We start from the raw sequence: 14265 nt of genomic DNA on the forward strand, positions 1-14265 counted from the left end.
GCAAGAACATGAAAAAATTCATGCCGGGAAAGGTATGAATAATCCGCTGCTGTCCTGACCAGATGGGGCGAACGGGGTCAGTCCCGCAGGAAGAACTGATGCTGCTCCGAGACCTGCTCGTACGCCTCCAGCCGGGCCTGGGTGCGCTCGGGGTCGGCGTCGGTCATGGCCTGCAGCAGGGCCGAGGACATCATCACGGGCGCGGCGTAGGAGTCGAAGACCAGACGGGACCCGGTGCCGGTGGCGAAGACCGCGTCGGCCTCGTCCGCGAGCGGCCCGAGCGCCAGGTCGGTGACCAGGGCCACCTTCAGCCCGGCGCCGTGGGCGACCCGCAGCGCGGTCAGCGTCTCGTGCGCGTGCCGGGGCATGGAGAACGCCAGCACCCAGGTGCCGCCCGCCTCCCGGGACTGCAGCAGCGTGTCGTAGGCGACCGTGCCGCCCTTGGTCACCAGCCGGACGTCGGGGTGGATACGGCGGGCGGCGTACGCGAAGTACTCGGCGAGCGCGCCGGAGATCCTCAGGCCGAGGACGGTCAGCGGCGCCGAGCGGGACAGGGCGCGGCCGACCTCGATGACCTGGTCGGGGTCGGCGAAGTCGCGCCGCAGGTTCTCCAGGTTCTCGATCTCGGCGTCCACGGCGGCCTGGAGTTCGTTGCTGCGGTCGGCCGCGGAGAGGCCGGGGGCGCTGCCGAGGGTGGCGAGCGCGATGGACTGGAGCCGCTCGCGCAGCGCGGGGTAGCCGCTGAAGCCGACGGCCGCGGCGAACCGGGTCACCGAGGGCTGGCTCACGCCGACCCGCTCCGCGAGGTCCGTGATCGACAGGAACGCGGCCTCGGTGATGTGCTCGATCAGATACTGGGCGATCCGCCGCTGCCCGGGAGAGAGCCGGGGGCCGTCGAACAACTCCCTGAGCCGGGACGTGGGCGACTGCTCGGTCTCCGGCGCGGTCCGCCCGGACGTGATCGCTGATGCCTGCGCACGTGCCTGCTGCGGCGATGGCACCCGCGCGCCTCCTTCGTCTCCCACGAGCACTCAACATAGCCCACGGCCCGTGCGGCCCCCGGCCGATCGCGCGACCTGCGAGAACCCCGTTTCGGGCACACCATGGGGGTACCCGGGGTGCCCGGACCCTGTCGTCCACACGAGGGAGAAGGCCCGTGACCCTGCCCAGCCTGCCCGTGTCCCAGGTGGAGGTCGTGCTCTGCGACTGCTCCGCCCAGGACGCCGAACGCGTCTTCGCCTGTCTGCGCGCCCACTTCGAGTCCGACCGGCGCCCCGACGACCCGCCCCATGAGACCGGCACCGACCGCCCGACGATGTGGACCGGCATGTACGACACCGCCGTCGTCCCCAGCGACGCCGGCGCACACCCCGAGCCGCTGTCCGCGCCCGTCACGGTCGACGTCCAGGGCAGCCCGCCCGCCGTCCGGCTGCTGCAAGAGGCCCTGGAGGAGGCGTACACCGTGAGCCAGGTCGGTGTGGACGCCGGTGACCAGGAGGTCCAGCTCCAACTGCGGGTCGAGGGGCGGGAGGGGCGCGGCTGATGACGACTCTGGGGGTGGGGCGTGGCCGTGCCGCGCGAGGTTCGGTGACGGAAGGCGCGGCACGCGCCGGGCTGACCGCACGCGGTGTCATCTATCTGCTGGTCGGGGCGCTGGCGCTGCAGATCGCCTTCGGCGGCAGTTCGGAGCAGGCCGACCGGCAGGGCGCGCTGGAGGAGATCTCCGAGAAGCCGCTCGGGTCGGTGATGCTGTGGGCCCTGGGCATCGGCCTGGTGGGCATGGCACTGTGGCGGCTCTCGGAGGCCGTGTTCGGTGCGGCGGGCGCGGACGGCCGCAAGTGGACCAAGCGACTCGCGTCCGCCGCGCGCTTCGTCTTCTACGCCTTCGTCGCCTACTCGGTGCTGACGTTCGCGGCGGGGGAGTCGGGCGGCGGCGGCTCCAGCGACGAGCAGTCCCGGGACGTGACCGCCCGGGCGCTCGAACTCCCCGGCGGCCAGTGGCTCGTGGGCGCGGCGGGCCTCGGTGTGATCGCCGCGGGCGGGTGGATCGGCGTACGGGCCGCGATGCGCTCGTACCACAAGCATCTGCGGCTCGGTGAGATGTCCCGGCGGACGCGCCGGGCCGTCGATGTGGCCGGCGTGGTCGGCGGGATCGCGCGCGGCCTGGTGTTCGCCACGGCCGGCGTCTTCGCCGTCCGCGCCGCGATCAAGTACGAACCGGACGAGGCCAAGGGCCTCGACGACACCCTCCGCTCCTTCGCCGACTCCCCCGCGGGCCCGGCGCTGCTGGCCTGCGTCGCGGCCGGGCTGGTGCTGTTCGGGCTGTTCTCCTTCGCGATGGCACGGTGGCGCCGCGTCTGAGGTTCGCTGAAGGGGCCTGGAATTCGCTCAAGGGAACAGTCGGTCGAGGAAGGCGTTGCCGTATACCCGGTGCGGGTCGAGCCGGTCCAGGATCTCCATGGCGTCGTCCCAGCCGGGGCCCTCACCATCGTCGAAGGACGCCGGGACGACGGTGGTGAGGACCTCCTCGTCGCTCCAGGCGGCCTCGTCCGTGTAGCCCCAGCCCTTGGACCACTCGACCCGGGTGAGGGCGTGGCCGCCGTCGTACGTGCTGAGCAGGAAGCGCTCCAGTTCCCGGAAGAACGCCTCGGTGTCCGGTGTCCCCGGCAGCGTCAGCACGTCCAGCCACACGGCCGTGTCCCAGTCGGGCCGGTCGGCGCGCGGGCGCAGCGCCGACAACAGCGGGGCACGGGCGCCGGCCGTCCCGACGTCCGCCGGGTCGTCGAGGCCGGTCACCCGGATCTCCACCGAGCCGTTGACGGGGAAGCGCCCCCGGGCCGCGTACGCGGTGAGCCGCTCCCGGTAGAACGCGGCGAACTCCGAGACCACGCGCTGCACTTGGTCCCGGGAGGTGAGCACCGCGTACCCGTTCGCGGTCACCCGCAGCGTGGTCGGCTTCAGATAGAGCAGCGTGTTCTTCGACGGCCCCCAGATGTCCGCCGAGAACGTGGTCGTCAGCCCCAGCGAGGCCGTGGTCAGCTGCGCGTTGCCCAGCACCGGCGCCAGATACCAGGCGGCGTCGGACACCATCCGCCCGACGAGGTCGGCGACGACGGTCGGCACGTTGTCCGAGAAGGGGTAGTTGTACGGCGAGGTCACACGCCGGGAGGTGAGCGGGCGGGTCGGCTCGACGCTCCACACCTTGAACCAGGGGAACTCGGTGAACGCGAACCAGATCGCCTCCAGCCGCCCCGCCTCGTCCAGGAAGCTCGCGAACGTACGCCCGCCGCCGCCGGGCGCGGCGAACAGCTCCCCGGCTGGGATGTCGGTCCGGCTCACACACCGCAGATTGGCGTTCGCCCCCACCCGCAGCACGACCTCGGTGACCAGCGCCCGCCCGACATGGGTGAGCAGCGCGGCCCCGTCCGCGTCGTCCCGGGTGAACGTCCGCAGCACGTACGCGCCGCTGTCGGCGTCCCACACCACCGCCGTCAGCGACAGCACCAGATTGCTGAGCGAGCCGTATGTGTGACCGGGCCGCCGGGTCTCCCCGGCCGCCGGTACGGCTGTGCCGTGGGCGTCGACGGCGAGGGCGCCGCCGATCGAGAGGTCCCCGGGCGCCGGACAGGCCGTCACCCCGAGGCCGTGGCCCTCCAGGAAGGTCAGCAGGGCTTCCAGGGAGGCGCCGGAGCCCACGCGGACGGCGGCGGGGCCGGTGGACTCCAGTGCCATACCGGTGAGGTGGGTGGTCGTGTCGACGAGCATCACCGGTGTGCCGGAGTCGGTGCCGGTGGTGATCGTCAGGGGCGACCAGCCGTGGGAGAAGCCGCGCGGCCGGACCGTCCAGCCCTGCTGCCGGGCCCAGTTGACCACCGCCACCACCTGCTCCGGGTCGGCGGGGGCGCACGCCCACAGCGCGGAGGCGGTGATCTCCCCGCCCCAGTTGCGGTACGCCGACCGGTACAGCTCGACGTCCGCCGGGAAACCGGGCAGCTCGGCCGCGGCGGCGGCAGGGTCCTGGCGGACGAACTGCGGGGTGAGGGCGAGCGCGGCGGCGCCGAGGAGGAACCCCCGACGGGACGTTTCTGAGGAGTCGGTGGAGTCGGTGGAGTCGGTCACCGGATCACGCTAGGCCCGGAATTGACACAAGTGACCGATGCGCCAATCGGATTCACTCATGTGAGTGACGAAACGTGGGGGATTGCTTGGTGCCGGAGGTGCGGCACCATCCAGGGAGGGGGGACATCGACCCGACCGGGAGGACCCGTGACCCAGGCGCACGGCAACCAGGACCGCGGCCGCGACGAGACCGAGGACGAGCGGGCCGACCGCCGCTGGAGCGAACTCATCCAGGAGGTGCGGGTCGCCCAGACGGGGGTGCAGATCCTCTTCGGCTTCCTGCTCACCGTCGTCTTCACCCCGCGTTACGCCGATCTGCCGCAGACCGAGCAGACCATCTACATCGTCACCGTCGTCCTCGGCGCCGCCGCCACCGGAGCCCTGATCGGGCCCGTCTCCTTCCACCGGATCGTCGCCGGACGCCGTATCAAACCGGCCGCCGTGCAGTGGGCGGGCCGGCTGACCGTCATCGGCCTGATCCTGCTCCTCGCCACGATGACGGCGGCGCTGCTGCTGATCCTGCGCGTCGCCACCCACGACGAGTACGTGCCCTGGCTCGTGGGGTGCGTCGTCCTTTGGTACCTGCTCTGCTGGTTCGTGCTCCCCGCGTGGATCCGCCGCCGCCACGCCGACGACTGACAGCGCGCGCCGGCGCGTGAAGCCGGCCGCCGACGGACGGCACCGCGCTCCGGCGCGTGAAGCCGGCCGCCGTCACACCCGTGGGTGACGCGCCTTTTGGCGTGAATGGCGGTGTTGCCCAGGGGGCGGGTGGTGCGCGAGCGTGCCGTGTCATGGACCGTGATCAGAGTCGCCGCATCCCGCCCCTGAGCCGTCGTCAACTCCTCGCCGCCACCGGGGCCACCGGCGCCGCGGCGGTCCTCGGCACCACGGCACCGACCGCCGCCGCGGCGCCCCGGTCCGGCACCCCGGGCACCGGCCGCTCCCTCACCTTCACCCGGGCCACCAACGGCTCGGCGACCCTCGCACCCGCCGGTGACACGCTGATCGCCGAGATCCAGAGCGGCCTGTGGTCCCTGCCGCGCGACGGCGGCGAGGCGGTCCCCCTCACCCCGGCGGATCTCGAACCCAACCGGCCGACCCACTCCCCGGACGGCGCCCTCGTCGCGTTCTGCGCCTACCGGGGCGGCGGCTTCCACATCTGGACCGTGCGCCCCGACGGCTCCGACCTGAAACGGCGCACCGACGGCCCCTGGGACGACCGCGCACCGGCCTGGTCGCCCGACGGCACCCGGATCGCCTTCGGCTCCGAACGCGGCGGCGACCCCGGCGCACCCTCGGGCGGCAGCCCCTACCGCATCCACGTCCTGGACCTCCGCACCGGCGACATCACCCGCGTCACCGGCCTCCCCGGCCAGGACGGCCCCCTCCAGGACTGCGGCTGGGAGGACTTCGACCCCACCTGGTCACCGGACGGCACCCGGCTGCTGTTCGTGCGCGGCAAGGTCGTCACCTCGGGCACCACCCCGTCCGTCGAGGCCCGCACGGTCGCCGCCGTGGCCGCCGACGGCACCGGCCCGGTCACCGTCGAGCACACCGAGACCGCCGCCGTCCAGGTCATGACCCCCGCCCTCGCCCCCGACGGCCGCCTCGCGTACCTGCGCACCACCGCCTCCCCGAACGGCTCCTGCACCCTCGTCGTCGCCGGAGAGCCCGTCCCGGTCGACGGCGACCTCGCCCCCGTACCGCCCCGCTGGACGGCCGCGGGCGAGCTGCTGCTCACGCTGGACGGCCGGTTCACCCTCGTCCGCCCCGAGGAACCCGCGCGGCCGGAGGCGATCCCCTTCGAGGCGGTGCTCCCGGTGGACCGGCCGCGCTACCGGGTCAAGGAGTACGACCTCGGGGAGGCGCGGGTACGGCCCGTACGCGGCATCCATCTGCCCGCCCTCTCGCCGGACGGCCGGAGCATCGCCTTCGCCGCCCTCAACTCGCTCTGGCTGGCCGGTACTTCGGGCGGACGACGGCCGAAGAGGCTGCGGCAGTCGCCGCCCACCCGCTGGCTGCTCGCCCCCGCCTGGGCCCACGACGGAGCATCCCTCGTCTACGCCGACGACCGCGACGGGCTCCTCGGCGTGTACCGGCACGATCTGGCCACCGGCGAGGAGACCACCCTCGCGACCGGCGGCCGGGTCATGCCCGCGCTCTCCCCCGACGGCCGGCGCCTCGCCTGCCTCGACATGACCGGACGGCTCGTCGTACGGGACCTCACGAGCGGCGAGGAACGTGTCCTCGTGGCCCCGCTCGGCGGGGGCGGACTCCCCGGCAGGCCCAGCTGGTCGCCCGACGGCCGCCACCTCGCACTGTGCGATCGCAACCGTCTCGGCGCCCGCTTCCGCGAGGGCTACAACCTCGTCCGGGTCGTCGACACCACCACCGGCGCCGACCGGCTGTACCCGGTCGCGCCGCACACCTCGATCGCCGACCGGTACGACTCCGGGCCCGTCTGGTCGCCCGACGGCCGCTGGATGGCCGTGATCGTCGAGTCCGCGCTCTGCCTGCTGCCCGTTGCCCCCGACGGCACCCCGCGCGGCAGACTGCGCACCCTCACCACCGAACCCGCCGACCACCCCACCTGGTCCGGCGACTCCAAGACCCTGCTCTACCAGTCGGGCACCCGCCTGCGCCTGGTCGACGTCTCCGGCGGCCACGCCCGGACCGTCCGGGTGCCGCTCGACCGCACCCGCCCCACACCCGCCGACACCGTCGTCCACGCCGGGCGCCTGTGGGACGGCACCGGCGACACGGTCCGCGACGACGTCGACATCGTCGTACGCGACGGCCGGATCACCGCCGTGGAACCGCACCGGGGCAACCGCCGGGCCGCCCTCCGCCGGATCGACGCCTCGGCGCACACCGTGCTCCCCGGCCTGTGGGACACCCACACCCACCCCTGGCAGAGCACCTACGGCAGCCGCCAGGCCACCGGCCAGCTCACCTACGGCGTCACCACCGCCGTCTCCCTCGGCGGCTTCGCCCACGAACAGGCCCGCATCCGCGAGGAGGTCAACGCCGGCCGGCTCGCCGGGCCCCGGCTGCTCACCACCGGCGAACTCCTCGACGGCGCCCGGGTCGCGTACAGCATGGGACGTGCCCACCGGACGAAAGCGGGGCTGCGGCGCACCCTGGAGCGCGGGGCGGCCCTCGACTGGGACTTCGTCAAGACCTATGTGCGGGTGCCCGGCTGGGTGATGAGCGAGGCCGCCCACTTCGCCCACGAACGCCTCGGCGTCCGCACGGGCGGCCATCTGCTCTCCCCGGGCGTCCAGCTGGGCCAGGACCTGACGACCCATCTGCAGGCCACCCAGCGCGCCGAGTTCGGCCACGCCATCACCGCGAGCGGGCAGGCCTACGAGGACGTGGTGGAGATCTACGCCCGGCAGGGCGTGGACTTCTCCCTCATCGCCACCCCCTTCACCGCCGCGCCCCTCATGGGCGCCGATCCCTCCCTCGCCGACGACCCCCGGGTCACGGTCGTGATGCCGCCGTGGGACGCCGCCCTCGTCCGCCAGGGCGCGGGGATCCCCCCGACCCCCGCCCAACTCGCCGCGCTGCGCACCGAGACCGACATCTACCGGCGGATCCTCGCGGCCGGTGGCATCGTCGCCCTCGGCACCGACCAGCCGCTCGGCCCCGTCGGCCTCTTCCTGCACCTCGCCCTGCGCGCCCTGCACGACGGCGGCCTCAGCCCCGCCGAGACCCTGCGCACCGCCACCGTCCTCCCGGCCCGTCTCTTCGGCCTCGACGACGACCTCGGCACGGTCGAGACGGGCAAGCTCGCCGATCTGGCCGTCGTCGACGGCGACCCCTTCACCGACTTCGCCGACCTCGTCCGCACCGTGTCGGTCCTGCGTGGCGGAACCCCTTACACCACCGAGGAGTTGTTGGCCGCGTACCGGCCCACGGCCCGGCGGACGAAGGCGGCGGAGACCGAGGAGGACTGGCTGGAGGTGGGACGGCTGATGCGCCAGGACGGGTGCTGCCACGACGGCCACTGACCGGGGCGCGCGGCTGTGCTCAGTGGTCGGTGTCCTTGCCGATGAACAGCTCCGCGAACGTCGACGCGGCGACGGGGGAGCCGAGGAGACGGCGGAGCCGGGCGGTGGCGGCGCCCGCGCGGAACGGGTCCCCCGAGGACGGCCCGTGCAGCAGCTCCGCCAGCCACTGCGAGAACTCCTGGTAGTGCCAGACCCGGCGCAGACAGGCCTCCGAGTAGCCGCGCAGCCCGCTGTCGTCGCCCTTGCCGAGATACGCGATCAGGGCGTCCGCGAGCAGCAGCGCGTCATGGAGCGCGAGGTTCATGCCCTTCGCGGCGATGGGCGCGACGAGATGGGCCGCGTCACCGGCCAGGTACAGACGGCCGTACGTCATCGGCTCGGTGACGTAGTTGTGCATGTCGAGCACCCGCTTCTCGACCAGCGGGCCCTCGGTGAGCGGCCGGGTGCCGGGCACCGCGAGGCGGGTGTGCAGCTCGGACCAGACCCGGTCGTCCGGCCAGTTCGCCGGGTCGTCGCCGGCCGGGACCTCCAGGTAGTAGCGGGTGATCTCGGGGCTGCGGGCCATGTGCCCGGCGAAGCCCCGGGGATGCACGCCGAGGACGACGCAGTCGGACGACGGCGGTGCCTCGGCGAGCAGCGCCAGCCATCCGACCCCGTGGTCGTGCCGGGCCACCGTGGTGTGCCCGGCGGGCAGCGCGGTCCGCGTGACACCACGCGCTCCGTCGCACCCGGCGACGAACGCGCAGTGCAGCACCCGCCGTTCACCGGTCGCCGGATCCACGTACGACACCGAAGGACGCTCGCCGTCGAGGTCGCGCAGCTCCACCTCGCGCACACCGAAGCGGATGTCGCCGCCCCGGACGTCCGCGTACTCCCGGACCAGATCCGTCACCAGCAGCGGCTGCGGGTACACGTAGTGGTGGTGCCCGGTGAGTTCCGTGTACGGGAACCGCTGCCGTTCCCCGGCGAAGCGGAACTCGAACTCCGTGTGGGTCGGCGCCCGCTCCATCAGCCGGTCGGCCAGCCCGCGCCGCTCCAGCGCCCGCACCGCCCACTCCTCCAGGAACCCGGCGCGGGGCCGGGTCTCGATGAACTCCCGGCTCTCCGTCTCCAGCACCACACAGTCCACGGAGGCGGCCCGCAGAAGGTTGCCGACGGTGAGCCCGGCGGGTCCGGCGCCGACGATGACGACGGGGACGTGCTCGGCCGGGGAGGAGCCCGAGGGGGTGGTGGGGGTGGTCACCGGAGCATTATGCCCGGTGGCCTACGTCAAGTGAGGTGCGCGGCAGGGTTGTTGGGGCGGGCTGTTCGATTCAGTCCAGCCCGAACCGCCGCGCCCACTCCGCGATGTCGGACGTCGTCGCGTTGCCGCCGCAGACCACCAGGCCCAGCCGGGCGTCCGAGCCGACCCGGTCGAGGACCTGCCGGGCCGCCGGCAGCAGACATCCGGCGGCGGGTTCCGCCCACACCTTGGCGTGTTCGGCGAAGTCGAGGACCCCCTGGACCGCCTCCGCGTCGGAGACCACGAGGACGTCCTCGACGTGGGCGGCCACATGGTCGTAGGTGAGCTGCGAGGCGGAGGGGGCGCTGAGCGTGGTGACGACGGAGGAGAGCGGGACCGTCACGGGTCCGCCCGCCTCGATCGCGGCGGCCATGGCCGTGGCACCGACGGTCTCCACGCCCCAGATCCGCACACCCGGGAGCAGGGCCTTGAAGGCCGCCGCCACACCGGCGGCGAGCCCGCCGCCACCGATGCTGACGAGCACATCGGTGACCGCGCCGACGTCCCCCGTGGCCACGAGGTCCTCGGCGAACTCCAGGCCGACGGTGCCCTGACCGGCGATCACCAACGGGTCGTCGAACGGGTGGACGAGGGTCAGCCCCTCCGACCGCAGCCGCTCGGTCAGCGCGAACGCCTCCGCCATCCCGTCCGTGAGCCGCAGCGCGGCCCCGGCCGCCTCGACGAGGTCGACGGCGCGGCGCGGGGCGGTGTTCGACATCACCACGGTCGCCTTGATGTGCAGCGCGGCCGCCATGTGCGCCAGCGCGATGCCGTGGTTGCCGCCGCTGACGGCCACGACCCCGGCCGCCCGCTCGGCGTCCGTCAGCGACAGCAGCTTCGCCGTGGCGCCGCGGGCCTTGAAGGAGCCGGTCCGCTGGAGCAGCTCCAGCTTCGTGGTCACCGGGGCGCCGAGGAGCGTGGACAGTCCCGGGCTCGCGACGGTGGGGGTCCGCACGACGTGGCCGGCGATCTGCCGGGCCGTGTCCTGGATCTCGCCGATCCCGATCAACACGATGTCACTCCGTTCGGTGGGCGGGGTTGTCCGCGGGTCCGGTGGGGGCTGGTCGCGCAGTTCCCCGCGCCCCTGAAAAGCAGGGGCTGCGCCCCGTGCTTTTCGTCTTTCAGGGGCGCGGGGAACTGCGCGAGAAGCCCCACCGGACCCGCACTCGCCCTCGGACATTACCCCCGGGGGGGGGACCCGTTCACGTCACCGCAGGGCCTCCGTCCAGTTCTGCGGGACGCGCCCCGCCGGGCCCGGGGCGGGCTGGTCGGCGGGGTGGCTGAGGGGTGGGGTGAGGTCGGGCCCAGACTCGTACATCTCGGAGGTCTCGTAGTTCCAGAACCAGGACTCGCCCGGTTCGTAGCTCTGCACGAACGGGTGCCCGGTGGTGCTCGAGTGGGCCGTGGCGTGCTGGGCCGGGGAGGAGTCGCAGCAGCCGATGTGGCCGCACTGGGCGCAGCGCCGCAGGTGGAACCACCAGCCGCCGGCCGCGTCGCAGTCCACGCATCCGTCACCGCTCGGCGCGGCGGCGGGGTCGATTCCGGCGGGCAGGGTCATGAGGTCTCCTGGGACGCGTCGGGGGTGTGGTCCGGGCCGGCGTCGGGATCGTCGGCGAGCGTGAGGTCCAGGTCGGCCGCGGGTGCCGTCAGCGGCAGGAAGACCTGGAAACGGGTCTCGCCCGGCCGGGACCTGACGTCGATGTGGCCGTGGTGCTTGTTGACGACGATGCGCCAGGAGATGTCGAGGCCGAGCCCGGTGCCCTGGCCGACCGGCTTGGTGGTGAAGAACGGGTCGAAGATCCGGCCCCGGATCTCCTCCGGGATACCGGGGCCCGTGTCGCGGAACTCCACCAGCACCTGGTCGCGGTGGTCCAGTGCCGTCCGGACCGTCAACGTGCCCGTGCCGCCGGCGTCGTTGATCGCGGCGACCGCGTTGTCGATCAGGTTCGTCCACACCTGGTTCAGCTCACCCGGATAGGCGGGGATGCGCGGCAGCGTGCGGTCGTACTCCTTCACCACCTCGATCCGTTCGCCGATCTTCCCGGAGAGCATCAGCAGGGTGGAGTCGAGGAGTTCGTGGACGTCGGCGTTCTGGTAGGGCGCGCGGTCCAGCTGCGAGTACTGCTTCGCCGCGTCGACGAGCTGGGTGATCCGGGTCGTGGAGTCCTCGATCTCGTTCATCAACAGCTCGGTCTCGACGGTGTAGTTGAGCCAGCGCACCGCCCCTTCGAGGGCGTGCTCGTCCACCGCCGCCGCGACCTGGTCCAGCCATTCGGTGTCGAGCCCGGCCTGCACGAAGTTCGGCGCGAGCTGCCAGCCGCCCGCGATGCCGTGGTCGTCGAGCCAGTCGCCCAGCTCGTCCTCCCGGTCGGAGGCCTCCAGCGGACTGAGCGGGGTCGCCTTGGCGACCTGCTCGGCGGTCCGCTCCTGAAGGTCGACCAGCGTCTCCAGCATGGCCCGCTTGTAGGGCCCGGCGGCGATCACCCCGAGCTTGTGCCGCATCCCGGCCACGCGCTCCCGCAGCGCCGAGGTCGCCCGGACGGCCGCCGCGGCCGGGTTGTTCAGCTCGTGCGTCAGCCCGGCCGACAACGAGCCCAGCGCCAGCAGCCGTTCCCGCTGGTTGATGGTCCGCTGGGTGTTCTGGCTGCCGAAGAACAGGCCCTCCAGCAGATGGACGGCCATGGGGAACCAGTCCCGCATGATCTGGGCGAAGGAGGCCGCGGGCAGGACGAAGAAGCGGGAGGGGACCGTGACCCGCATCGAGCCCTTGTAGCGGGCCTGGTCCGCCTGGTCGCCGAGATACGCCTGGAAGGCGCCCGCGTACACCCCGATCTGGGAGCTGCGGCTGACCTCCACGTCGTCGTCGCCGACCTGCCGGGACAGCACCACCGTGCCCTCCAGGAGCACGAAGAAGCAGGTGGCCGGCTCGCCCTCCCGGTAGACCGGGCCGGGCTCGAACCGCTCCACCCGGCCCTCGTGGCACAGCCGGTCCAGCTGCCCGGGGTCCAGCTTCTCGAACAGGAACAGCCGGCCCAGCTCGGCCCGGTCGCACGGCGACGGCTGCCCGCTCATGACCACGCCCCGGCGGCCCTCACGACTGCTCCAGATATCGGTGCACCAGCATCACGGCCATCGCTCCCTCTCCCACCGCGGACGCGACCCGCTTCGCGGACTCCGACCGCGCGTCCCCGGCGACGAACACCCCGGGCACATTGGTCTCCAGGTGGTACGGCGGCCGGTCCAGCTCCCAACCCGCCGGCGGACTCCCGTCCGGAGTCATGTCGGGCCCGGCCACGATGAACCCGCGCTCGTCGCGGAGCACGGTCCCCTCCAGCCAGTCGGTGTGCGGCTCGGCCCCGATGAACACGAACAGCCACTGCGCGTCGACGAGTTCCTCGCGCCCGCTCGCGATGTCCTTCAGCGTCAGCTGCTCCAGCTGCTTCGTCCCGTGCGCGGCCTCGACGACCGTGCCGGGCCGCACGAAGATGTTGGGTGCCTCGGCGAGTTGCTGGATCAAATAGTGCGACATCGACGCGGTCAGCGAGTCGCCGCGGACCAGCAGGGTGACCGACTTGGCGCCCCGGGACAGGTACATCGCCGCCTGCCCGGCCGAGTTGGCGCCGCCCACGATGTACACGTCCTGCCCCTGGCAGCCGGCGGCCTCGGTCAGCGCGGAGCCGTAGAACACCCCGCAGCCGGTGAGGTCCGCGCAGCCGGGCGCGGCGAGCTGCCGGTACGACACGCCGGTCGCCAGGATCACGCTGTGCGCGGCGACCGCCGAACCGTCGGAGAACCGGACGGTCCGCGCCGACCCGTTCACCTCCAGGCCGCTGACCTCGCGCGCGGTGAGGATCTCCGCCCCGAACCGGGTGGCCTGGCGACGGGCCCGGCCGGTGAGCTGGCCGCCGGACACACCGTCGGGGAACCCGAGGTAGTTCTCGATCCGGGAACTCTGCCCGGCCTGTCCGCCCGTCGCCGACCGCTCCACGAGCAGCGTCCGCAACCCCTCCGAGGCTCCGTACACGGCCGACCCGAGCCCGGCCGGGCCGCCGCCGATGACGACCAGGTCGTAGAACTCCTGGGCCGGAGTCGTCGCCAGCCCCACCTTCTCCGCCAGCTCCGGGTCCTCCGGCGCGAGCAGCGGCGTACCGTCCGGGGTGACGACCAGCGGCAGCCGATCGCCGTCCGCGCCGGCCGCCGCGAGCAGCCGCCGCCCTTCCGGCTCGTCCGAGGAGAACCAGCGGTACGGCACCTGGTTGCGGGCCAGGAACTCCCGTACGCCCGAGGAGCGTGCCGACCAGCGGTGGCCGACCACCTTGGTGGTGCCCGCGCAGGTGCGGTCGGCGGCCCGCCAGGCCTGCAGCAGGTCGTCCAGGACCGGGTAGAGCTTCTCCTCCGGCGGGTCCCACGGCTTCAGCAGATAGTGGTCGAGGTCGATGACGTTGATCGCGTCGATCGCCGCGCCGGTGTCGGCGTACGCGGTGAGCAGGACACGCCGGGCGCCCGGATAGACGTCCAGGGCCTGTTCCAGGAACTCGATGCCGTTCATCTCCGGCATCCGGTAGTCGGCCAGGATCACCGCCACCTGGTCGCCGCGCAGCTTCAGCTCCCGCAGGGCCTCCAGCGCGGCCTGCCCGGACTCCGCCCGGACGATCCGGTACGACTCGCCGTACCTGCGCCGCAGATCCCGCGCCACCGCGCGGGACACCCCGGGATCGTCATCCACCGTGAGGATCACGTTCCGCGCCGGACCGACCGCCTGAGTCATACGCCTCCACCCCGAGCCCAATGGGCCCATCGTATGTTCGACCGTCCGGGTTCGCTCGGTTTCCCGGAGCCGGGGACCCGGGG

The 14265-nt window shown here is 73.0% G+C and carries 11 protein-coding genes; 4 read left to right on the forward strand and 7 right to left on the reverse strand.

Going from position 1 to position 14265, the window contains the following annotated elements:
- Positions 1-77 precede the first annotated feature (77 nt).
- On the reverse strand, positions 78-1001 hold the full coding sequence (locus ACZ7MG_RS25965) for a MurR/RpiR family transcriptional regulator (protein ID WP_471380918.1): 924 nt from the start codon (positions 999-1001) through the stop codon (positions 78-80).
- A gap of 155 nt (positions 1002-1156) precedes the next feature.
- Between ACZ7MG_RS25965 and ACZ7MG_RS25970 the strand changes: the two genes are divergently transcribed.
- Positions 1157-1543 carry a hypothetical protein gene (locus tag ACZ7MG_RS25970; RefSeq protein WP_471380919.1) on the forward strand — a complete coding sequence of 129 codons (387 nt, stop codon included), beginning with the start codon at positions 1157-1159 and terminating at the stop codon, positions 1541-1543.
- The gene (locus ACZ7MG_RS25975) at positions 1543-2361 is read left to right on the forward strand and encodes a DUF1206 domain-containing protein (protein WP_471380921.1); all 819 of its coding nucleotides are present in this window, start codon (positions 1543-1545) and stop codon (positions 2359-2361) included. Before ACZ7MG_RS25970 ends, ACZ7MG_RS25975 begins: the two co-directional genes overlap by 1 nt.
- A gap of 27 nt (positions 2362-2388) precedes the next feature.
- Here the strand turns inward: ACZ7MG_RS25975 and ACZ7MG_RS25980 are convergent, their stop codons facing one another.
- Positions 2389-4119, reverse strand: a complete 1731-nt coding sequence (locus ACZ7MG_RS25980) for a cholesterol oxidase substrate-binding domain-containing protein (protein ID WP_471380922.1) — start codon at positions 4117-4119, stop codon at positions 2389-2391.
- Positions 4120-4266: 147 nt separating this feature from the next.
- On the opposite strand from ACZ7MG_RS25980, the gene ACZ7MG_RS25985 reads away from it, so the two are divergent.
- Together ACZ7MG_RS25985 and ACZ7MG_RS25990 are read left to right on the forward strand one after the other, a co-directional pair.
- Positions 4267-4758: a DUF6328 family protein gene (locus ACZ7MG_RS25985; RefSeq protein WP_471380923.1), complete on the forward strand. Its 492-nt coding sequence runs from the start codon at positions 4267-4269 to the stop codon at positions 4756-4758.
- A 152-nt stretch (positions 4759-4910) separates the two neighbouring features.
- Positions 4911-8132 carry an amidohydrolase family protein gene (locus tag ACZ7MG_RS25990; RefSeq protein ID WP_471380924.1) on the forward strand — a complete coding sequence of 1074 codons (3222 nt, stop codon included), beginning with the start codon at positions 4911-4913 and terminating at the stop codon, positions 8130-8132.
- 19 nt (positions 8133-8151) lie between these two features.
- Here the strand turns inward: ACZ7MG_RS25990 and ACZ7MG_RS25995 are convergent, their stop codons facing one another.
- The 5 genes from ACZ7MG_RS25995 to ACZ7MG_RS26015 form a co-directional block, all read right to left on the reverse strand.
- Positions 8152-9375 (reverse strand): 4-hydroxybenzoate 3-monooxygenase, encoded by a 1224-nt coding sequence (locus tag ACZ7MG_RS25995; RefSeq protein ID WP_471380926.1) that lies wholly within the window; start codon positions 9373-9375, stop codon positions 8152-8154.
- A gap of 70 nt (positions 9376-9445) precedes the next feature.
- Positions 9446-10423, reverse strand: a complete 978-nt coding sequence (locus ACZ7MG_RS26000) for a pyridoxal-phosphate dependent enzyme (RefSeq protein WP_471381714.1) — start codon at positions 10421-10423, stop codon at positions 9446-9448.
- 198 nt (positions 10424-10621) lie between these two features.
- Positions 10622-10972, reverse strand: a complete 351-nt coding sequence (locus ACZ7MG_RS26005; RefSeq protein WP_471380927.1) for a UBP-type zinc finger domain-containing protein — start codon at positions 10970-10972, stop codon at positions 10622-10624.
- The gene (locus ACZ7MG_RS26010) at positions 10969-12486 is read right to left on the reverse strand and encodes an ATP-binding protein (protein ID WP_471380928.1); all 1518 of its coding nucleotides are present in this window, start codon (positions 12484-12486) and stop codon (positions 10969-10971) included. Before ACZ7MG_RS26010 ends, ACZ7MG_RS26005 begins: the two co-directional genes overlap by 4 nt.
- 19 nt (positions 12487-12505) lie before the next feature.
- Entirely contained in the window at positions 12506-14182 is a 1677-nt protein-coding gene (locus tag ACZ7MG_RS26015; RefSeq protein ID WP_471380930.1) for an NAD(P)/FAD-dependent oxidoreductase, read from the reverse strand.
- Between the last annotated feature and the right edge of the window lie 83 nt (positions 14183-14265).

It is taken from the genome of Streptomyces sp. NPDC107538 (genome assembly GCF_055657445.1).